Origin of the sequence: Brevibacterium sediminis, assembly GCF_013623905.1 — a bacterium.
GTDB lineage: Bacteria > Actinomycetota > Actinomycetes > Actinomycetales > Brevibacteriaceae > Brevibacterium > Brevibacterium sediminis.
In genome coordinates, this window is record NZ_JABKDD010000004.1 from 13,420 (window position 1) to 34,766 (window position 21,347).

Below are 21,347 nucleotides of genomic sequence, written 5' to 3' on the forward strand. Positions count from 1 at the left end.
CTGACATGAGCAACCTATGTGACCCGCGACACCATGGACTATCCTCATTCTCATCACATGAAAAAGTCGATCGCCGAGGCGATCGCACAGTCAGGAGACCGTGTGTCCAACAGTGCCGTGATCCAACGAACCTTCTCCGTCCTGGAGGCCGTCGCCGCTTCGGGCTGTGCCGCCGCGAAGACCGTGGCCACCCGCCTCGAGATCCCGCTGCCCACCGTCTACCGGCTCCTCAACGAGCTCGCCGATTCCGGGTATCTCGTCTACCTCAAGGACACCAAGCGCTTCGAGCTCGGTCCCAAATGCTTCGAACTCGGACTGTCGTTCCAGCAGCGCCTCGTCGCTCCGCATCCGATCCGGCAGATCACCGATCAGCTCCACCGGTCGCTGGGCACTGCCGCCTACTTCGCGATCTACCGCGGCTCGGACATCATCCTCACCTACTGCTCCGACTGCGAGAAGCATCCGCGGCTGCGGCCTCTGCGCTTCGGTTTCCACGAGGCGGCGCACGCCACCGCTTTCGGCAAGATCCTCCTGGCCGGAATGCCCGAACCGCAGCGCACCGACTACCTCGAGGCGCGCGGAATGCAGGTGCTCACCCCGCAGACGATGATCAGTCGGGAGGCCCTCGACCCCCACCTCGCCGAGGTGGCCACCCGCGGAATCGCCTGGGAGCACGAGGAGTTCCTGCCCCGTCAGACCTGCGCGGCCGTGCCGGTGCGCAACGGCACGGGAATGCAGGTCGGGGCGATGGCGATCAGCACCCCCTCGTCGAAGATGGCGGGTCGCGCGAAGCTGGTCGAGTCGACCCTGCGCGAGCATGCGGGACTGGCGTCGAGCTACCTGCGCGGCGGGTCGGTCACCGTCCCCGTCGCCGAACACGCCTGAGCCCCGAACTCCCGATGGAGACAGCACTCGCGACAGCGACCACCCGCCCCACAACCGGCCACGTTTGACCCCCCAGCTTTATCGCCACATGAGAAGAACCATGTCCTCCGGCTGCCGACTCTGCTGAGAATGATGGTGCTCGCTCATAGTTGAGAACTCAAGGAGGAGAAATGGGCACGAACAACAGCGTCGCAGTGGTGACGGGATCCGCACGGGGAATCGGCCAGGGCATCGCGCAGAGGCTCGGAGCCGATGGCCATCATGTCATCGTGGCTGACCTGCCAAGCATGCAGGACGGGGTGGCGGAGACCGTCACAACGATCGAAAGCGCAGGCGGGAGGGCCACCGTCGCTGAGGTCGACGTCACGGACGAGGATTCGCTGAGCCGCCTCGTCGAGGTCGCCGTGGAAGCGGGAGGAAAACTCGACGTCTTCGTCGCCAACGCCGGAATCGCGCAGGTCGAACCCCTCATCGATTATTCGAAGGCCGATTTCGAGAAGATCGTCGACGTCAATCTCACCGGGGTGTTCCTGTCGTATCAGGCCGCGGCGAAGCAGATGATCGAGCAGGGCAACGGCGGCAAGATCATCGGCGCCGCCTCGATCGTCGCGTTCCGCCCCTTCGCCCTCCTGTCGCCGTATTCGGCGACGAAATGGGCGGTGCGCGGGCTCACCCAGGGCGCGGCAATGGAGTGGGCCAAGCACGGCATCACCGTCAACGCCTACGGGCCCGGCATCGTCGGCACCGCGATGTGGGATCTCATCGATGAGAAGCTCGCCGCCGAGGAGGGCCTGGCCAAGGGTGAGGCGATCAAGAAATATGCTGGTGACATCCTCATGGGCCGGGTGTCCGTGCCCGAGGACGTCGCGAACCTCGTGTCGTTCCTCGCCAGCGAGGACTCCGATTACATCACCGGGCAGACCATGCTCGTCGACGGCGGAATGCAGTTCTCGTAACGTTGTCGCTGATAGCAGAAACCGACACCGCCACACCCACATCTCCACCCGAGAGAACAACCACAGAGAGAAGGAAGAAGCCATGATCTTCATCGTCGTGAAGTTCCCCGTCAAGCCCGAAATGGCCGACCAGTGGCCCGAACTCACCCGCGAATTCACCGAGGCGACCCGTGCCGAACCGGGCAACAAATGGTTCGACTGGTCGCGCAGCCTCGATGACCCGAACGAGTATGTCCTCGTCGAAGCCTTCGACGACGATGCCGCCGAAGCGCACGTGAAGTCCGACCACTTCCAGGCCGCGACCGCCGAAGGCGGGCCGATGCACTCCGCACTGGCAGCGACCCCGAAGATCATCTCCCGTCAGATCGACGGTGACGATTGGGATGCGATGGGCGAGCTGCAGATCGGCTGAACCCCCACCGAGGCACCCGTCCCCGATCGGGGCGACCTCATTCGCCGAGGATGTCGCGCGGGTCCGCTGATGCGTTCAGCGGGCCCGCGCCACGTTCCCGGCACCGGCCAGCTCTCCCGCGTGGTGAAACTGCAATAGCTCGGCCCCTGCACTAAGCCGCTGCAGGTTCACCAAGCTGAAGGCTCACCTCTGCGGCAGGCACGCCTTCTGGCTGTCGACCCATTCGTCGAGCACGTTTGCGCGGTCATCGAATTTTGCGGTCGGGAACGCCAGACCTTTCGTCGGCACGCTGGCGCCGAGTTCGACGAGCAGCGGACGCAGGGTCGTCTCCACCGCGAGCGTGTGCGCCGGGGACCCGATCGTGAAGACCGGGATCGCGGTCAGCCCGTGCAGACCGCCAGCGTCGTACCGGTCGAGGAAGGCTTTGAGCAGTCCGGTGTAGCTGGCCTTATAGGTCGGCGTGGCGATGACGGCGTAGTCGGCGGTGGCCAGACGTTCGGTGAGTGTGTTGAGGCGGTCGGACTTCCATTCGAAGATCTCGTCGGTCACCTCGGCGAGTTCGATGGTTTCGTCGATCTCGGATCCGGTCACCTCGGCGATCTTGGCGGCGAGGTCTTCGGCCACTTGGCGGGTTCGCGAATTCGAGCTCGGGTTGCCGACGACGACGGCGATGCGTGTGGTCATAAGGGGTCCTCTCCCAACAGTTGAGCCGATGAAGGACGGACATTCGCCGCCTTCCATGACAGTCACCCTAACCATGCAGACCAGAGTCCTATTTCGCCACAGTCACAGGGAGTCACAGACGCGTTTCACCGTCACATAGCCACATCGAAGCCCAATTGATCAGATATTAACTAGCCTCAGAGCCAGCTTTAGCTCTAGAAGATTCCTATTGACGTATAAACATCATAGGTTTAAGCTCGATTCTGCCATCAGGAGTTTCCACTCGATCGCCTCGAGTCGCTCCATGGCCGGTGCGCGCAGAGCCGCGCTGCACCGCACATCGCAATGAGAACGGGCTGAAATGAGCACCACCTCTGAGAACCACGATGCGCACCCGGCGGCGCGCATCAGCGGAGCCGTCGACAACCTCCTCGGCTCTGTCGGCAATGACCGTGCAGAATCCCTCGTTGCCGCGAGTGCCACCGAAATAGACCGCTCGTTCACACCACCGTCACCGCCTCACTGGCTCAATCCACCAGGCACTTCAGTCGATTCCTCAGATGTTCACTGGCACAACACCGTCGACGAGTCCCCGAGAACCGGAATCTTCCGCACATACACAGAGTCCACGGTCACTGGCGCACCTGTACTGACAGATGAACTGTCCGGGTTGAGAATCACCCACAAAGACAATATCGGCATCCGCAACTATCCGATCACTGCTGGCAGCCCGGCCTTGTCGGACACGCGAGCAGAGACCACCTCCCCCATACTCCGCTCACTCGAAACGGCAGGAGGAGCGATCATCGGGGCCAACCATATGGCGGAATTCGCGCTGAGTCCCACCGGCCACAACCAATGGTTCGGAGACGGCGTCAATCCCCTCAGCGCTTCCCACCTGTCCGGGGGTTCGTCGAGTGGCTCGGCAATCTCCGTCGCCACCGGCGCCTGCGATCTCTCTCTGGGTACGGACACCGGAGGATCCGTACGGCTTCCAGCTGCCTATTGCGGCCTCGTCGGATACAAACCCACCAATGGCCTCTTCTCCCATTCCGGTCTCATCCCGCTTTCCGAGACTCTTGACACCATCGGTCTGCTGGCCTCCGACACCACGATTGCGCAGCAGGCCTTCGAGGTTCTCGTCTCCGACCCCTCGGTCGTCTATATCGAAGCTCGCAGCCGGCTCGAAACCTGCAATGCCTCAGAGTTCTCCGGCTTCACACACCTGTCCCGGTCTGCCGTCGACAGAGACTGCGAGGACGAGGTCGCCTCCGCATTCGCTAGTGCACTCGACGTCGTCGAGGAGATCGGACTGAGCAATACCAGTGGATTCGGACGTCTGGACGGAAATGGAGTCGACATCGACGATGCCGAGCTCAACAGAAGGTCCGTCACAGTTGTCAGCGTCGAGGCCGCACGAAACGTCGGCAGCATCCTCGGATGGAACTGGGACCTCCTCGGCGACCAGGTCCTCTCACGCGTGATCCGTGGAACTGCGATTCCCGCGATCGGCTACGCAGATGCTCTCGCCTGCCGTTCGGCCCTGACCTCCGAGTTTCTCGCCACGGCTATGGGAGGTTCGCGGTTCCTCCTCACACCGACGAGCCCGATCCTCGCGCCACAGATGTCGACGTCCAACGCGACAGGTTCCCGTGCTCGCAGCGACTACATGCGAGCCAGCAGGTACACACGCACCATCAACTATCTCGGACTGCCTGCGATCACTGTCCCGCTGCCAACTGCAGGAGGAGGCCTCTCGCCTGCACTTCAGCTCATCGGCCGCCCTTACGACGACCGGGCGCTGCTCGCAGTCGCGGCGACTATTGCAGAGACCTGCAGACAACCACAGAAATGACTGCCCAGAGAATCACCACTATTTCGGTATGAATCCGATGAAAGGCGCGACAAGGATGTCCGTTGACACCACTGCAGAACAAATAGAAATCGGGGCGCGCATGGATGCGCTCACCCCCAACACAGAACACAAGAAGCTCTTCGCCTACATCGGGGCTGGGGCCATGATTGATGCTTACGACATCTATGTCGCGGCCGGTGTCTCGGCGGCACTGGTCTCGACAGGCTTCGCCGGGGTCCACGAGATCGCAGTCTTCATGTCCATGACGTTCTTCGGCATGCTGCTCGGAGCGGCAACTGCCGGCTTCGTCGGGGACAAATTCGGACGACGGATGAGCTATCAGATCAATCTGGCCATCTTCGCCGTCGCTGGGTTCGCCGCCGCACTGGCTCCGAACTTCGAATTCCTCGTCGGCACCCGATTCGTTATGGGTATCGGACTCGGGGCCGAACTCGTCCTCGCCGCTGCCATCCTCGGCGAGTTCATTCCCCCACGTAGTCGCGGGAGGTGGACAGCAGCCCTCGGCATCCTCGTGAATTCGGGTCTGCTCTTCGCCTCGGCGATCGGCGCATTGGTGATCTCGAACTTCGGATGGCGCTGGATGTTCGTCATCGGGGCCGTTCTGGCGGTCATCGTCTGGTTGGCACGCCGGAGGTGCCCGGAATCGCCCCGCTGGCTTGTGGTCAGGGGACGACTGAGCGAGGCTCAGGCGATCGTCGAACGGTTCGAAGCGAAATCGGCGACGACCTTGGAGACCAATCCGCCTGCACCGACCACTGCCACCAACAGCGACGAATCGCCGACAACCTCCAAACGCCCGTTCTGGCAGCTTGCCGTACTCGGAACCGTCCTTGCCGTCGGAGTCAACATGTTCGTCTACGGCTTCATCTCCTGGATGCCGACGTTCTTCGTCGAACAGGGCATCGACGTCTCCCACTCCCTGGCCTATACGACGGCGATGGCTCTCGGCGCACCTGGTGGAGGCCTCGTCTGCCTGCTGCTCATCAATAAGCTCAACCGACGTACGGCAATCGTCGTGTTCTCGATCATCGTCATACCACTCGGCCTGGCCTATGCGGCCGCGCAGTCGATCCTCATGATCGTCGTCATCGGCATTCTGCTCGTTACTGCGATCTACACCCTGGTGACGTTTGTCCTCTACTCCTACATGCCCGAGCTCTATCCGACCCGCTTCCGTCTGCGCGGAACCGGCATTTCATACACCTTCGCTCGCGGCGCGTCGATCGTCGTGCCGTTCGTCATGTCGGGACTGTTCGTGGCATTCGGGATCTTCGGCCCCATCGGCTTCGTCTGCGCCATGGCCGTGTGCATGATCGCCGTCGTCGTTGCGATACCCATCGAAACCCGCGGACGCAGCCTCGAAGAGATCTCCTGATCTCGCCTTGCCCGATGAGACAGCACTCCCCTGACTTTTCAGCCACTGCCCACTAAGAAAGTAGAAACATGACAATCCACGACGCCACCATCGGCCGGTTCTTCGAGGACTACACCGTCGGTGACATCTATCAGCACCCTTTCGGACGCACCATCACCGAGGCGGACAACGTCTGGCTGACCAACCTGACCCTCAATACGAACCAGAACCACTTCAACGAACACTTCGCTTCGCAGAATCCGATCACTGGCGGCAAGGTCATCGTCAACTCCGGTCTCACTGTGGCCATGGTGCTCGGCCTGAGCGTGTTCGACATGAGTCAGAACGCTATCTCGAACCTCGCCTTCACGGACATCAACTTCCGCCACCCCGTCTATGTCGGCGACACGCTCTACGCGGAAAGCGCGTGCACCGAGGCTCGTCGGTCGAAGTCCCGTGACTACGCAGGCATCATCTCGATGACGACTCGCGGCCTCAACCAGGACGGCGTCACCGTGGTCAGCTGGAAGCGCTCGGTCATGATCGCCACGAGAGACAGCGGAATCGGCCAAGGGCATTTCCCCGAGACTGCTGACTCGGTCAGCGACTACAGCTGAGCACCATGATGAACACGCCTTTCCCGCAGCCGCGGACTCCGCATCAAGACAACACAACGAACTCAAGAGGAGACAGGATGCAGCCCCTTGAAGACATCCGAATCATCGCTGTCGAACAGTACGGTGCGGGCCCCTGGGGATCCATGCAACTCGCCGATCTGGGCGCCGATGTCATCAAGATCGAAGACCCGAGCACCGGCGGCGATATCGGACGTTATGTTCCGCCGTTTCGCGAGGGAACCGATTCGCTTTTCTACGAGTCCTTCAACCGAAACAAGCGCAGCATCGCGCTGAGCCTGAGTGATGCAGCCGATCGTGAGATCTTCGACCGCCTCGTTGCCGGTGCCGACGTCGTCTATTCGAATCTCCGCGGCGATGTTCCGGCCAAGCTCGGCATCACCTACGCCGACCTCCAGGACATCAATCCCCAGATCGTGTGCTGCAACCTGTCCGGTTACGGCGGAGGTTCGGCGGCGAAGCGGCCGGGCTACGACTACATGCTGCAATCCGCGGCCGGATGGATGGACATCACGGGCGAGCCCGACGGACCACCCACGAAATCAGGCTTGTCTCTCGTCGACTTCAGCGGCGGACTCGTCGCCGCAATCTCGATGCTCGCGGCGGTCCATGCCGCCCGTCGAGACGGAGTGGGCACCGACTGCGACCTCAGCCTCTTCGACACGGCGGTGTCGATGCTCACCTACGTGGGCAACTGGCATCTCAACGAGGGATTCGAACCGCAGCGGACCCCCAAGTCCTCACATCCGTCGCTCGTCCCGTTCCAGGCGTTCGAGACCAGCGACGGTTGGATGACCGTCGGCTGCGCCAAAGAGAAGTTCTATCTCCGCCTCGCCGAGGTGGTCGGAGACGAAAGGCTGAACGACGACAGGTTCTCGAGCTTCGACAAGCGGATCGAACACCGAGGAGAACTTCTCGACATCCTCGACGAGGCTTTCCTCCAACGCCCCGCCGATGAGTGGGTCGAGCTGTTGGAAACAGCCGGAGTCCCTGTGGCCAAGGTCAAGAGCGTGGCAGAGGCGCTGCAGGATCCGCTGATCGCCGAACGCGGCCTGGTCTTCGACACCGAACACCATCGGTGGGGAACGATCCGCAATATTGCGACGGCCCCGCGAGTCGGACCTCCGCTGACGAGCAATCGAGCAGCTCCGACGATCGATGAACACCGCGCCGAACTCCTGAAAGAGATCGGCACCACTTTGAACAGCAAAGGAGCCTGAGACCATGTTCGAACTCAGCGAAGAGCAGAACGATTTCAAGACATCGCTGCGGACTTTCGTCGACAAGGAGATCGTCCCCGTCGCCCGAGAGATGGAAGCAGCGGGTGAATACCCGGCCGAAATCATCGACAAGCTCAAAGAAATGGGGCTGTTCGGACTGACCATCCCCGAGGAGCACGACGGTCTGGGCATCGATCCCGTTTCTTTCGGAATCGTCTTCGAGGAGCTTGCCCGTGGCTGGATGGGCATCGCTGGAGTCCTCGGCAGCCACACGATGGCGGCGAAGATGATCGCCGAACACGGCACAGACGAGCAGAAGTCGAAGCACCTCTCTGCTCTCGCTTCGGGAAAGCGGCGTACGGCCCTCGCTCTGACCGAGCCCGATGCCGGAACCGATCTGCAGGGCATCAAGACGACGGCGAAGAAGATCGGTGAAAAGTACGTCATCAACGGGGCCAAGATGTGGATCACGAACGCAAGGCATGCCGATCCGCTGCCGGTTCTCGTGAAGACAGATACCTCGACAACGCCAGCGCACAAGGGCATGAGCATCCTTTTGGTCAGTGCGGACACACCCGGCTTCGAAATCACCAAGGACATCCCGAAGCTCGGCTACAAGGGCCCCGAGAGTTGTGAGATCGTCTTCGACAACTGCGAAGTGAGCGCCGACGCTCTGCTCGGCGGAGTCGAGGGCCGAGGTATGCAGCAGGTGCTCTCTGCACTGCAATGGGGACGAGTGAATATTGCAGGCCGTTCCGTCGGCATCGCGCAGAGGGCGCTCGAAGAATCAGTCGCCTACGCCCAGGAACGCGAATCCTTCGGTCAGCCCATCTCCCAGTTCCAAGCGATCCAGCTGCGGGTCGGCCGGATGGCAACACGGGTGCAGGCGGCGCGTCAGCTGATGTACTGGTCGGCTCAGTCGCTGCTCAAAGGTCGGGCAGACGGAGAGACCGGTATGGCAAAGGTCTTCTGTTCAGAAGTCGCCCTCGAATCCGCAATCGAAGCCATGTCCATCCACGGCGGCTACGGCTACTCGAAGGAGTATGAGATCGAACGGCTGTATCGCGACGCCCCGCTGATGAGCATCGGCGAAGGCACGAATGACATCCTCAATACCGTGATCGCCAAGTCGATCTTCTCCGGCCGTACCGCGATCTGATTTCAGGAGACCTCATGACCAGCATCTCAGAATCCATTGCCTCTTCAGTCGCTTCGATCAGGCTCGATGACATTCCCGCAGAAGTGCAGTCGCGTGCCCGTCATCTTATGCTCGACTCGGTCGGGGTCGCCCTTGCTGCCAGCAATCAGGATTTCGCGGCAGTCACCTTGGCCGGACTCGCTGAGCTCGACCCTGGTGAGACTCCGGTCATCGGCAGCTCGACCACGCTTTCCAAGACCGGAGCGGCGATCGCGAACGGCCTGATGATCCACGGCCACGACTTCGATGACACGCACATAGCCGCCGTATCGCACGTCAGTGCCTCCTCTCTTGCCGCCGTCATCAGCGCGAGCGCCGCCGACGAATCAATCAGCTTCGGCGACCTCCTGCTCGGCTACATCCTCGCCATCGAGGTGAACTCCCGTCTGGGGATGGCCGTCGACGGACGGTTCCACGACAAAGGATTCCACCCCACGGGTATCCTCGGAGCGTTCGGATCGGCAGTCGGCATCGGAGTCCTGCGCAGCCTTCCGGTCGACAAACTCGTTGACGCTCAGGGCATCGTCGGTTCGTTCTCCTCCGGACTCCTCCAGTTCCTCGATGAGGGAGCCCCTACGAAACGGCTGCACCCAGGTTGGGCGGCCAACGCCGGCCTCCATGCTGTTTCGCTCGCCGCTGCCGGGTACACCGGTCCGACGGAAATCTACGAGGGCCGATTCGGTCTGTATCGGACTCATATCCAGGGTGAAGATGCGCCTGGGCTCGAGGTCTTCGAAACCCTCGGTGAGACATGGGAAGTGGCGAATGTTGCTGTCAAACCGTTCCCCACCTGTCACTTCACCCATTCGTTCATCGATATTGCGCTGCGCCTCCGGCAAGAACCGAACTTCGACTTCGACCGAATCGCGTCGATCTCGGCGAAGATCCATGATGTACCCGGTGCGGTGGTCTGCGAACCGGCTGCGGACAAGCTGCGACCTCGCAGCGAGTACGACGCCAAGTTCAGCCTGCCTTATCTCACAGCTGCGGCTCTGCAGCACGGGCAGATCACGTTCGCCGAACTCGACGAGACGGCTCGCGCCGACGAGTCGGTCCTCAGCGTCGCAGCACGGGTGGATATACAGCACGACCCAGCGAGCCTCTATCCGAAAGCATTCTCCGGAGACCTGGCCATTACACTCGACGACGGCACCACCTTCCACGAGGCGGAGCAGATCAATCGTGGTCACGAATCCCGCCCGTTGACGAACGCCGAGGTGGCTGAGAAGTTCTCCGCCTGCGCATCACCAGTCGTCGGCTCGGTACGAGCAGCAGAGATCGCAGCAACCGTGACAGATGCTCCTGTCGGCCGGCCAGCCGCCGCTGTCATCGGAGATTTCTGTGGTTGACGTCGACAGCGGACCGGGGAGCGTCACCGCCACGAACCCGCCGGAAACAGACGTGTTGGGTCCCGGATGGCTGTTCGTCCCGGCCGACCGACCAGAGCGCTTCGAGAAAGCCGCAGCAGTCAGCGACCAGATGGTCATCGACCTCGAAGACGGAGTTCGCGAAGCCGATAAGGAGAAAGCCCGAAGCCTGCTGCGGCGATCCGAGTCCGTACCGAGGCGGGCTTGTCTGCGTATCAACGGCCTGTCTACTGCGCACGCCGATAGGGACCTCGAACTCGCACGGGAGATGGGCTTCCGTTCGGTCATGGTTCCGATGGCTGAATCACATCAGCCCTTCACTCAGCTAGCTGACTTCAGCGTCGTCGCCCTCGTCGAGACGGCTCGCGGGGTCGTCGAATCCGATCGCATCGCGGCTCACCCCAACGTCAATGCTTTGGCCCTGGGAACGGCAGATCTGCAATTGGATCTGGGATCGCGCGACACAAAAGGGACCGCTGGTGTGTTCGAGGACCTGCTCGCATTTGCCCGGGCGACACTCCTCTTCGCGGGTCGAGCTCACCACGTTCCCGTCATTGACTCGGTGCATGCCACTGTGGCCGACGATGCGGGGCTGCGACGGGCCGCCGCGGTGGCGTCAGCATACGGAATGGACGGCAAACTGGCGATTCACCCGAGACAGATCGAAATCATTCGCGGCGAGTTCGCTCCCAGCGAGTCAGAGGTGGCTTGGGCAGCTGCCGTGGTCTCTGAGGCCGAATCTCGAGCTGCAGGCGCGTTCGTCCTCGATGGCGAGCTCGTCGACGAAGTCATCATCCGCAGGGCGGAAGGAGTTCTCGCCAGGACCCAGTGACCTGAGCACCCGGCGGCAATGCGATCCGACACGGATCTGCGCGAGCTGAGCGGTCCGTGGAAGGGTATCGCACTACCATGGCATCACAGGTGATCGTCTTCGGCTGCAGACCACCGATTCGAACAGCCTGACAAGGAGAGTAGACAGAATGCCTCAGTGCACCCGCCTCAATCGATTGCTGGTCAGGACTTCACATGGTTGAGTCGAAAACCGCCTATGCCGTCGTCGCTGAGAAGATCCGTCGAAACATCCTCGACGGGACTTTTGCCCCCGGCTCTCGGCTGCCCTCAGACGCCGACTTGCGCGAGACCTACGCTGTCGGACAGAGCACCATTCGCGAAGCACTTCGCACCCTGTCGAGCGAACATCTGGTCAAAAGCGTTCGCGGCGTCAATGGGGGCACGTTCGTCACGATTCCGACCGTCGGTCATTTGGGTTCGCAGTTGGAAGTCGGGGTCACTCTCCTGGCCTCTTCGGACTCGATCTCGATCGATGACCTCATGGAGATCCGGCATATCACCGAAGTTCCGGCAGCCGGCTATGCTGCATCGAGACGAACCGACGACGACCTGAATAAGCTGCGTAACTCGGATCCGAGTCTGCGCAGCGAAGAATCGTCGTTCTCCAGCCATTCGACTTTCCATCAGCAGATCGTCGAGGCGGCGCACAACCCCCTGCTCGAAGTCGTGACTATCCCACTGTTCAATGCACTTCAGAACATCGTCGGCGAAGCGAATGCTGCTGCAAACATCGGCACGAGCGTGAGCCACGATCATTCGGCGCTCTTCGACGCGATCGTCCGCCGCGACTCTATGGCCGCGATGTCACTCATGCGCCAGCATCTGGATTCCGTCTCTGAGTACTACCGCAGTCGCGGTCTCTGATTCAGCACTAGTGAGGGCCCTCCTACAAGAAGAGGGCCCTCACTGATGCTGAGCATTGCGCAGATCAATTCTCGGCGTTTCGAGTTTGAGAATCTCGAGACCTCAGTGCCGACGTTGCCGCGTCGTCGACGACCCACCGTTCAGTATCGACGACGACACCATAATCACGAGCAGCCTCTTCCGAGGTCAGATACTCATCCCATACATCGTGGAGAACCGCGAAGGGGTCTCTCTTGAAAGGGTCGCCGAATCCGCCTCCTGAGGGCATCCGGATCTCCAAGGTATCTCCTGCGTGAACGACCTCCTGAGTGACCTTCGAATGGAGCACCTCTTCTCGTTCCGTTCCCGGATTGCGAACGAAAGACCCGGAGACTCCGTCAGCGCCGCCCAACACACCCGCAGGCGGATCGCTTCGATTGTCGGCCTCGGACCCGAGGAAGGTGTCTGTCATCATCAGCCAGCGGCGGACACTGCCAATGCCGCCTCTCCATTGTCCCGGTGCCGGAGATTCATCGCGCAGCTCGTATCGTTCGGCGCGCATGGCGTGGTTGAGTTCGAGTTCCTCAATCGGGTTGTTTCTCGTATTCGCCATCAGCGCGTCGACGGCGTCGAGCCCATCTCGGCCGTTGCGACCACCGTACGAGCCTTCATTGATCTCGATGTATACCCAGTAGCTCTCTCCATCTTCCGCAACTCCCGAATATGCGATGGCGCAGAGCGCGGACGATGAACCGGCAACCGCCTGGTCCGGCAGAATCGGTGCCAACGCCAAGTTGATCGAGTCGAAGACACGATTGACCTGTGAGAATCGGGCAAAGCACGAAGCAGGGAAGTCTGGGTTGAATATTGTTCCTTCGGGGGCATAGGCCCGGACCGGACGGAAGCAGCCGTCGTTTTGAGGGACGTATTCTGGAGTCGTCTCCTCGTCGAGCAATATCGTTCGGATGGCGCTCACCGCAACCGGCAACACCGAGCCTTCGAAAGGAACGTTGAATGCTGTAGGAACCTGGTCGTTCGAACCGGTGAGATCGATAAGCACTTCGTCGTCTTCGATGTCGACTCGGACTGCCACCTTCAACGGGACTCCACGGTTCTTCCCATCATCGTCGAGGTAGCCGATCGGTGCTTCGTAGCTGCCGTTCGGCAATTCGCGAATCCGGCTCCGGAGCATGTTCTCCGAATAGTCCATCCAGGCTTCGCTCGCGCTCATCACAGTATCGAGGCCATACGTCTCGAGAAGTTCGACGAATCTCTTTTCCCCGATACGAGCGCATGACACGAGCGCCTCGAGGTCGCCGCGGTTCTGCTCCGGCGTTCTGACGTTGTCGAGGATGTGCTGAATGAGCATGTCGTTGCGCACGCCCGCATCGTAGATCTTCATCGAGTCCATCAGCTTGCCCTCTGCCCAGACGTCGACAACGTCCATGCACAGTCCCGGGAAATTACCGCCAATGTCCGATACGTGCCCTGTGCATCCGGCGAATCCAATGTGTTCGTCGTTCCAGAAAATGGGAATGATGATTCCGTAGTCAGGCGAGTGAGCTGCACCGTGGTACGGATGGTTATGGAGAATCACATCGCCGGGACGGTAGCTTCCTGCAAGCCGGCGATTTACTCCCTTGATATAGGCGGGGATCGACCCACAGTGCATCGGTGTCGAGTCCGATTCGCAGAGTTCTCGTCCATAGACATCGAAGATTCCAGCTCCCAAGTCCTCTGATTCTCGGATGAGACTCGAATACGCCATCCGGTAGAGAACCTGGGCCATCTCCTTCGCCATAGAATCGAGGGCACCTCCGATCACTCGCAAGGTGATCGGGTCTACCTCAACCGAGTTCCACGTGCGATGAGGGACTTCAGGTGCCAGTGAGACACCAGTCATCGGCATTGTTGTTTCACTCATTGTGCGCACCTTTCGATGATGATGTGTCCGAGCTCATCGACCGTGGCCCGTTGTCCGATTCCAATAACAGTTGTCGAGTCGAATTGTTCGACAATGGCCGGTCCGTCGAAGACGTTGCCCGCTCGAAGAAGCTCTCGAGAATAGACGTCTGTGTCGACCCACTTCGGACTGCCCGCATCATCCGTCCACATCAGGGTCTGTGCCGTCGCCACCTTCGCAGGAGTAGAGTCGGCATCGCCAACGGCTATCTTCGGAAGCCTGATCTGAGGCACCATTCCGATACCGGTCATCCGAACATTAACCAATTGGACCGGTTTGTCGTCGAACCGCTGCGAGTACATACGCCCGTGCTGCTCGTGGAAAGCTTGAGCGACCTGCTCCACCCAGTCGGCGTCGATCTCTCCGCTGGGTGCCTGGACTCGCAGTTCGTAGCCTTGTCCGACGTATCTGCAGTCGACGCTGCACTCGAGGTCAATGTGCTCATCGGGGATTCCGTCGCCTTTGAGCTGCGCGACGGCCTGGTCGGTCAGGCGGGCGACTTCGCGTGCAAGCAGGTCGATGTCAGCCTGGTCCGACGAGGTCCACACCGTTGTCGGAACTTCGTAGCGTATGTCGGTGGCCAGGAGGCCCACTGCCGAGGTGATCCCGGGGTGCGTTGGCACGATGATCCGCGGAATATCGAGTTGCTTTGCGATATGCCAGGCGAACAGCGGACCGGCGCCGCCTTCTGCGACCAGTGAGAAGTCTCGTGGATCGTAGCCCTTGCGGACCGAGTGCAGACTGATCGCTTCGGTCATTGAATGTGCGAGCACCGTAAAGATGCCCATGGCCGCCTTCTCGGTGCTTTGGCCCAGAGGCTCAGCGATGTGATTCCTCACTGCCTGCTCGGCGAGCTGCGGTCGGACTTCCATGGTTCCGGAGAGAAAGCTCTTCTCGCGCAGCCACCCGAGGACCACCATGGCGTCAGTCGAGGTAGGCTCAGTGCCGCCGCGGTCGAAACAAGCAGGACCCGGCACGGCACCGGCGCTGCGCGGGCCGACACGGAACATGCCTCCTTCGTCTATCGAAGCGATCGAGCCTCCACCCGCCCCGATGGTGTCAACTTCGGCCATCGGAACCATTGCGTGATAGTCGCCGATACGGGTATCGAGCAAGTGTTTCATCCGGAGGCGTCCGTCGGGTGCGACTCCAACGTCGGCTGATGTGCCTCCCACGTCGAGCGTGATGACGCTCGGATAGCCTGAGGCCGCTCCGATTGCGCAGCCTCCGATGAGCCCGGCGACGACACCACTCGTCAGGAGCGAAACCGGGGTTTGGCGAGCACTCCTGGCAGTGACGAGTCCGCCAGCAGAGGTCATGAGGTGGACGTCGTCACTTACGCCCGCAGCACTCGCCTCGTCGACGAGTTTCGAGATGTAGTTCGATGTCTTCGGTCCGACGAAGGCGTTGAGAGCGGTCGTCGAGAATCGCTCGTACTCTCGATACTGGCTGGCAACTTCGCTGGACAGAGAGATGAACGCCTCTGGGAACTCTTCCTCTACGATTTCGCGTGCCCGTTGTTCGTGGGCGGGATTCTTGTAGGCGTGCAGGAACGCGATGGCCACCGCGGCAACTCCACGCTCCCGCAGGAGCCGCGCTTCCTGTCGAACGGCGTCTTCGTCCAGCGAGGTGAGAACGGCTCCGGACGCATCTATGCGTTCGGGCACTGTCCGCCTGTTTCGGCGAGGAACCAATTGCCATTTCTGCCAAGGCAGCTCCTGATAGTTCGAATAGTTCAGAGGACGCTTCTTCCGCGCAATGTGGAGGAGATCTCTGAACCCCTCAGTCGTGATCAGGCCGACATCGTCACCGTTGTGCTCGAGGACGATGTTGGTCGCCACAGTCGTCCCGTGGAAGAACATGTCGATGCTTTCGAGGTCGATCTCCGCTTTGACCTCCAGCGCAGAGATCCCCTTCATCGTGCCGACTGACGGGTCCTCATTGGTCGAAGGTGTCTTATGTACTGTGGTTGTGCCGTCGTCGTCCCATAGGACCAGGTCGGTGAAAGTTCCGCCGACGTCAACTCCAAGTCGTCTCATGGAAGTCCAATCAATGTGTAGGAGGATTTCAGTGATGGCTGACACTGCTCTGTGCGCACCACTGAAGCGAATATACATCAGATATATAGAGGCCGCTAGACCCAATTCTCGACAATATTTCCAGGAATTCACGAGAATACTTACATAAACACCTGATGTTTAAGCGATTGGGATACCCCCTCTAAACCGGATCCAGTTCCACTCCGTTCGACACCGAGGCGGCACTACTGCGCGGCGTCGACGAGTGGCTCACTCCATTCCGTCGTTTCTGGGTCCCGCAATCGGACATGCTGTCAGCCGAGAACGCCCGCGCAAAGGGACAGTGCCGTCTGGCAGAAGCCGAATCAGACACCATTCCACTGCTGCGCATCCTTGGTTACCATGAAGTACCGCCGATCTTCGGCGAACCTCCCGCACCTCACCTTCAACCGCCGTCAGATCATCGACGACCTCCGAGGAGCTTCCATGACCACCCCCGACTCCAGTCGCCCCACCGAAGACCAGGTCCTCGCCGCGCAGGCCGACGCCGTCGACCGCGGGCTCAACATCACCGTCGAGGGCGACACCCAGCACACGGTCCAGACGCTGAGCCAGACCTACCCGACCACCGTCTCCGACCTCTGGGAAGCCTGCACCGATCCGGTCCGGCTCGAGCGCTGGTTCGCACCCGTCAGCGGCGACCTCGAACTCGGCGGTCGCTACCAGATCGAAGGCAATGCCTCCGGCACGATCGAGAACTGCGAACCGCCCCACTTCTACTCGCTGACCTGGGAGTTCGCAGGAGGAATCAGCCATGTCGCCATCCGCATCGCCGAGGCAGACGGCGGCGCACGCCTGACCCTCGAGCACTCGCACGCAGGTGAGGCGAACGCCGATTTCTGGGTGCAGTTCGGACCCGGCGCCACCGGGGTCGGGTGGGACATCTCCCTCCTCGGTCTCGCCAACCATCTCGTGGCCGGCACGGGACGCCCGGAAGACGAGAACGAATGGGTCACCTCGGCGCCGGCACAGGAATTCGTCCGCACCTCCAGCACGCGCTGGGGCGAGGCCTCAGCGGCGGCAGGAACACCCGTCGATCAGGCGCGCGCCGCTGCCGAACGCACCACAGGCTTCTACCTAGGCCAGCCTCCGACCGAGTGACCTCTCGTCCGCCGACTGAGCCAACGGCGGAATGGTCCCGCCCATTCCCTGCCTACTCCCCCGCCTGCTTCCGCGCCCCCAGCGCCAGCCGGGCGATATCGCGCAGCACTTCGAGTTCCTCGCTGCCGTCGAGCAGCGCCCGCAGCTCGACGGCGGCCCGGCTGAGCAGGCTGCGATAGGCGCCGGCGACGTTGTCCGGTTCCCGCGTCAGCGGGTAGGACACACAGAGGGCGAACACGATCGCATCGACGGTGAAGGCCACACTCGCCGAGGCGGTCCCGGCCACCCGTGCCTGCTTGGTCGCGTAGAACTCCGCCGGATTTCCCGGCCCGCACAGCGCCAGGGCAGCCGAGCCGCCGTCGACGAGCGGGAGCACCGCACCGACTCCGCGCGAGACGCGCAGCTCATGATCGGCTTCGACGTTGCGCACGCACACACGGTCCTCACCGACGCGGACCCACATCTGCACGGATTCCCCGGTCATCGTCCGCAGATGGTCGAGCACCGAGTTCGTCGTGGCGATATTGCGCCTGCCCGGGAAAGGGCCCAACCGCAGCAGCCCCGAGGAGTCACGGACGATGAACTTGTGCGCCCGCAGGTCGGTCAGCAGCCGATACGTCGTCGACTTCGAATAGCCGAGGCGGCGGCACACCTCCGCAGCCGTCATCGGCGAGTCCTGGAGGACTTCGAGGATGGCCGCACTGCGGTCGATGACTCCGATCTCCGCCGGCACCTGTTCAGAACTCTTCATTCCCACTCCTCACGACACCGTCACATCGGCGAGCAGCTTCCGCCGGGACACCCACCACCGGAAGATGATGGGTCCGATGATGCCTGCCACCATGAGGATGATGATCGACAGCGACACCGGCCTGGTGACCAGGGGTGCGAACGATCCACCGGAGATCTGCAGCATACGCCGGAAGTTGTCCTCGAGCAGCGGCACGAGCACGAGCGCCAGGATCGCCGGAGCCATGGGGATGCCGCCCTTCTCCATGAGATAGCCGATGACGCCGAAGATGCCGAGCATCATCAGCCCGAACAGACTGAATTCGATGGCGTAGGCCCCGATGACCACAAGCACGAGGATGGACGAGAAGAGGATCTCCTTGGGCATCTTCAACAGCTTCACGAAGACCCCGACCAGCGGCAGGTTGAGGATGATGAGCGCGATGTTGCCGATGTACATGCTGGCGATGATCGTCCAGATCAGACCGGTCTCGTCCCGGAAGATCAGCGGCCCGGGCTGCAGACCGTACATCGTGAACACGAAGAGCAGCAGCGCCGTCGTCGCCGAACCCGGGATGCCGAGGCTGAACAGCGGAATCATCGCACCACCGACGCCGGCATTGTTCGCCGCTTCGGGGCCGGCCACGCCCTCGATGGCGCCGTGACCGAACTCGTCCTTCCGCTTCGAGATCCGCTTCTCCATGATGTAGGACATGAACGAGGCCAGCGACGGACCGACTCCTGGCAGGATGCCGATGATGAAGCCGACCACGGAACCGCGCGCCCACGGGCCGGCCGACCGCTGCCAGTCTTCCTTCGTCATCCACTTGTCATTCCCGAAGCTCTGGATCTCGTCCTTCGCCCCACGTCCGAGCGCGAGGTTGCGGATCGCCTCGGGGATGGCGAAGAGCGCCATCGCGAAGATCGTGAAGTCGATCCCGTCGGAGAGCAGATCCATGCCGAAGGTCTGCCGGGGCAGTCCGGTCTGGAAGTCGAGTCCGATGAGGCCGACGGCCAGGCCGATGAAGATTGAGATGAGCGCCTTGGCCCGCGAACCCGCCGACATCGTCGACGCGAGCAGCAGGGCCGTGGCCATGAGCAGGAAGTATTCGGTGGCGCCGAAGACGTTCGCGAGTTTGACGAGGACGGGTGAGAGGAACGTCAGTCCGATGATCGCCAGGGTGCCGGCGAGGAACGATCCGATCGCCGCGGTCGCCAGGGCGGCCTTGCCCCGACCTCGGCGGGCCATTTCGTAGCCCTCGATCGCGGTCACCGCGCTGGCGACCTCACCAGGGGTTTTGATGAGCGTAGCGGTGATCGAGCCGCCGTACATCGAACCGTAGTAGATTCCGCACAGCAGGATGAGACCGTGCACCGGCTCCATCCCGAAGGAGACCGGGATGAGGATCGCGATCGCAGAGATGGGTCCGATTCCCGGCAGCACTCCGACGACGGTGCCCAGCAGCACGCCGAGGAGGGCGAAGGCGAGGCTGACCGGCTCGAGTGCCGAGGCGAAGCCGCCTCCCAGATCGATGAGAGTGTCCATGCCCGCCCCCTAACCCAGGATCCCGACCGGCAGGTACACAGCGAGTCCGTAGACGAACGCCGTGTAGACCACGACCGCGAAGAGGACGGAGAAGATGAGGTTGCGAATCCACTTCTCAGGTGCGTAGATGCTGGTCAGCCCCATCAGGAACGCCGCCGTCGACAGCAGGAATCCGACTGGGATGAGGATCGCCAGATAGACGAAGAAGAGCGCGAACTGGAATACGACCTTGCGCACCTGCGGCTCCGGCGGGGCTTCGAGGACGATCCCGCTGACCCCCTCCTGACCGGAGGATCGGTCGGCGGTTTCAAGGGATGATTCCCCCGCCGAGGCGGCCGTACCGTCCCCGTCCCTCGCCGGAGTCGTACGTGCAGTTCCCCCGGACCCGGTCCCCGCCTCGGCGAGGGTGTCCTTCCGGTGCCGGACGGCGGCCTGGCCGGCGAGGAAGAGGCCGAGCACGATGAGTCCGATCCCGACGATGGCGGGGAAGGTGCGCGGGGTGACGATGTTCGCGGTCTCCTGGATGGAGAACGTCGCGATGTAGTACACCGCGCCGATGACGGCGATGGCGCCGCCGGTGATGAGGTCGGTGCGGAAAGCGGTCATTTGCTGTTGCCCAGGTCGGTCTCGTTGACGCCTTCGGCGACCGTCTTCGCCGCGTCGTCGACGTAGGCCTGGGCGTCGTCGCCGGTGTGGAACTCGGTGGCCCACTGGTTGTTCTTCAGCGTCTCCTGCCAGGCGTCGGACTTGCTCACGTCTTCGAGCGCCTTGGCCCAGAAGTCCACGGCTTCCTGCGGCATCTCGGCGGGTCCGTAGACTCCGCGCCAGTTGCCCAAGGTCACGTCGTAGCCGGAGTCCTTCGCGGTGGGCACCGTGTCGAAGGGCGCCGCCAGCGGTTCCTGGGCGAAGGTGACGAGGGGTTCGATGTCGCCGGCTTCGATGACGGAGCGGAATTCGCTCATGCCGGCGATGGCGACCTTCGCGTCCCCGTTGAGCATGGCGGTCGTCTGCTCGCCACCGCCGTCGTAGTTGACGAAGTTGATGTCGGCCGGGTCGACGCCGGCTTCCTTCGCGAACAGGGCGAACGGCAGAGTGTCGTCTCCGGCGGCCGCGACGGTGACCTTCTGCGGGTCGTCCTTGAGCGCCTTGACCAGGGCGTCGAGGTCATTGAAATCCCCGTCCTTCGGCGTCACGACCATGAAGTCCTCGACGTAGAGGGTGGCGATGAGCGTCGTGTCCTCGGGACCGAATTCGCAGAGGTTGCGCGCCTTCATCGTCTGGCTGGCCAGGGAAGTGATGGCGATCTGATCGTCTTTGCCCTTCTCCTGCTGCATCATCGACGTCAGCCACGAGCAGCCGGTGCCGCCGGGCTTGTTCTGCACGGGCAGCGGCGAGGAGACGATGTCTTCCTTCTGCAGCGCCTCGACCAGCGCCCGAGCCGTGGTGTCCCAGCCGGATCCGGGTTCGGCTGGGGCGGTGACCGAGACCGGTCCCTTCGGATAGTCCCCGCCCTCGCCCGGGGGCTGCGCCTTGTTCCCGCAGGCAGCGGCGACGAGGGCGACCGAAGCGAGCACCGCCCCGATCTTCGCCGCGCGCTTGCGGGTACTCGTCGACCCTTCCTTCGCCGAGGCGGCCGTCCGTGTGCGTGTGATCGTCGTTGATCGCATGA

General features: G+C 62.0%; 19 protein-coding genes. 12 read left to right on the forward strand and 7 right to left on the reverse strand.

From position 1 onward, the window contains the following. Nucleotides 1-57 precede the first annotated feature (57 nt). From HK108_RS07695 to HK108_RS07705, 3 genes are all read left to right on the forward strand, one after another. The gene (locus tag HK108_RS07695) at nucleotides 58-885 is read left to right on the forward strand and encodes an IclR family transcriptional regulator (RefSeq protein WP_172172749.1); all 828 of its coding nucleotides are present in this window, start codon (nucleotides 58-60) and stop codon (nucleotides 883-885) included. A 170-nt stretch (nucleotides 886-1,055) separates the two neighbouring features. Next, nucleotides 1,056-1,841 (forward strand): acetoin reductase, encoded by a 786-nt coding sequence (locus HK108_RS07700; protein WP_181271059.1) that lies wholly within the window; start codon nucleotides 1,056-1,058, stop codon nucleotides 1,839-1,841. Between the two features lie 82 nt (nucleotides 1,842-1,923). Beyond that, a complete protein-coding gene (locus HK108_RS07705; RefSeq protein ID WP_139467834.1) occupies nucleotides 1,924-2,253 on the forward strand; it encodes a putative quinol monooxygenase in 330 nt (109 codons plus the stop codon). A 183-nt stretch (nucleotides 2,254-2,436) separates the two neighbouring features. On the opposite strand, the gene HK108_RS07710 is transcribed toward HK108_RS07705, so the two are convergent. Beyond that, the gene (locus tag HK108_RS07710) at nucleotides 2,437-2,937 is read right to left on the reverse strand and encodes an NADPH-dependent FMN reductase (RefSeq protein ID WP_181271060.1); all 501 of its coding nucleotides are present in this window, start codon (nucleotides 2,935-2,937) and stop codon (nucleotides 2,437-2,439) included. A gap of 340 nt (nucleotides 2,938-3,277) precedes the next feature. Between HK108_RS07710 and HK108_RS07715 the strand changes: the two genes are divergently transcribed. The 8 genes from HK108_RS07715 (at nucleotide 3,278) to HK108_RS07750 (ending at nucleotide 12,282) form a co-directional block, all read left to right on the forward strand. Continuing rightward, nucleotides 3,278-4,771: an amidase gene (locus HK108_RS07715; RefSeq protein ID WP_181271061.1), complete on the forward strand. Its 1,494-nt coding sequence runs from the start codon at nucleotides 3,278-3,280 to the stop codon at nucleotides 4,769-4,771. A 55-nt stretch (nucleotides 4,772-4,826) separates the two neighbouring features. After that, nucleotides 4,827-6,167 (forward strand): MFS transporter, encoded by a 1,341-nt coding sequence (locus HK108_RS07720; RefSeq protein WP_181271062.1) that lies wholly within the window; start codon nucleotides 4,827-4,829, stop codon nucleotides 6,165-6,167. Between the two features lie 68 nt (nucleotides 6,168-6,235). Continuing rightward, nucleotides 6,236-6,763: a MaoC family dehydratase gene (locus tag HK108_RS07725; RefSeq protein ID WP_139467830.1), complete on the forward strand. Its 528-nt coding sequence runs from the start codon at nucleotides 6,236-6,238 to the stop codon at nucleotides 6,761-6,763. 77 nt (nucleotides 6,764-6,840) lie between these two features. Beyond that, nucleotides 6,841-8,001: a CaiB/BaiF CoA transferase family protein gene (locus HK108_RS07730; RefSeq protein WP_139467829.1), complete on the forward strand. Its 1,161-nt coding sequence runs from the start codon at nucleotides 6,841-6,843 to the stop codon at nucleotides 7,999-8,001. Between the two features lie 4 nt (nucleotides 8,002-8,005). After that, nucleotides 8,006-9,160, forward strand: a complete 1,155-nt coding sequence (locus tag HK108_RS07735) for an acyl-CoA dehydrogenase family protein (RefSeq protein WP_181271063.1) — start codon at nucleotides 8,006-8,008, stop codon at nucleotides 9,158-9,160. A gap of 14 nt (nucleotides 9,161-9,174) precedes the next feature. Beyond that, a complete protein-coding gene (locus tag HK108_RS07740; RefSeq protein WP_139467827.1) occupies nucleotides 9,175-10,548 on the forward strand; it encodes an MmgE/PrpD family protein in 1,374 nt (457 codons plus the stop codon). Further along, the gene (locus HK108_RS07745) at nucleotides 10,541-11,398 is read left to right on the forward strand and encodes an HpcH/HpaI aldolase/citrate lyase family protein (RefSeq protein WP_181271064.1); all 858 of its coding nucleotides are present in this window, start codon (nucleotides 10,541-10,543) and stop codon (nucleotides 11,396-11,398) included. The genes HK108_RS07740 and HK108_RS07745 overlap by 8 nt, the downstream gene beginning before the upstream one ends. A 194-nt stretch (nucleotides 11,399-11,592) precedes the next feature. Further along, nucleotides 11,593-12,282, forward strand: coding sequence for a FadR/GntR family transcriptional regulator (locus HK108_RS07750; RefSeq protein ID WP_139467825.1), 690 nt, complete (start codon nucleotides 11,593-11,595; stop codon nucleotides 12,280-12,282). 64 nt (nucleotides 12,283-12,346) lie between these two features. On the opposite strand, the gene HK108_RS07755 is transcribed toward HK108_RS07750, so the two are convergent. Together HK108_RS07755 and HK108_RS07760 are read right to left on the reverse strand one after the other, a co-directional pair. After that, nucleotides 12,347-14,185, reverse strand: coding sequence for a hydantoinase B/oxoprolinase family protein (locus HK108_RS07755; protein WP_139467824.1), 1,839 nt, complete (start codon nucleotides 14,183-14,185; stop codon nucleotides 12,347-12,349). Next, the gene (locus tag HK108_RS07760; RefSeq protein WP_139467823.1) at nucleotides 14,182-16,263 is read right to left on the reverse strand and encodes a hydantoinase/oxoprolinase family protein; all 2,082 of its coding nucleotides are present in this window, start codon (nucleotides 16,261-16,263) and stop codon (nucleotides 14,182-14,184) included. Before HK108_RS07760 ends, HK108_RS07755 begins: the two co-directional genes overlap by 4 nt. Nucleotides 16,264-16,728: 465 nt before the next feature. On the opposite strand from HK108_RS07760, the gene HK108_RS07765 reads away from it, so the two are divergent. Then, nucleotides 16,729-17,403 carry an SRPBCC family protein gene (locus HK108_RS07765; protein WP_181271065.1) on the forward strand — a complete coding sequence of 225 codons (675 nt, stop codon included), beginning with the start codon at nucleotides 16,729-16,731 and terminating at the stop codon, nucleotides 17,401-17,403. Nucleotides 17,404-17,455: 52 nt separating this feature from the next. On the opposite strand, the gene HK108_RS07770 is transcribed toward HK108_RS07765, so the two are convergent. From HK108_RS07770 to HK108_RS07785, 4 genes are read right to left on the reverse strand one after another with little or no spacing between them, the layout of a single operon-like run. Then, complete coding sequence (locus HK108_RS07770; RefSeq protein WP_181271066.1) at nucleotides 17,456-18,154, reverse strand: helix-turn-helix domain-containing protein; 699 nt, start codon at nucleotides 18,152-18,154, stop codon at nucleotides 17,456-17,458. Between the two features lie 9 nt (nucleotides 18,155-18,163). Beyond that, nucleotides 18,164-19,678: a tripartite tricarboxylate transporter permease gene (locus HK108_RS07775; RefSeq protein WP_181271067.1), complete on the reverse strand. Its 1,515-nt coding sequence runs from the start codon at nucleotides 19,676-19,678 to the stop codon at nucleotides 18,164-18,166. Nucleotides 19,679-19,687: 9 nt separating this feature from the next. Beyond that, on the reverse strand, nucleotides 19,688-20,284 hold the full coding sequence (locus HK108_RS07780) for a tripartite tricarboxylate transporter TctB family protein (RefSeq protein ID WP_181271068.1): 597 nt from the start codon (nucleotides 20,282-20,284) through the stop codon (nucleotides 19,688-19,690). Further along, on the reverse strand, nucleotides 20,281-21,345 hold the full coding sequence (locus tag HK108_RS07785) for a tripartite tricarboxylate transporter substrate binding protein (protein ID WP_181271069.1): 1,065 nt from the start codon (nucleotides 21,343-21,345) through the stop codon (nucleotides 20,281-20,283). The genes HK108_RS07780 and HK108_RS07785 overlap by 4 nt, the downstream gene beginning before the upstream one ends. Nucleotides 21,346-21,347 lie beyond the last annotated feature (2 nt).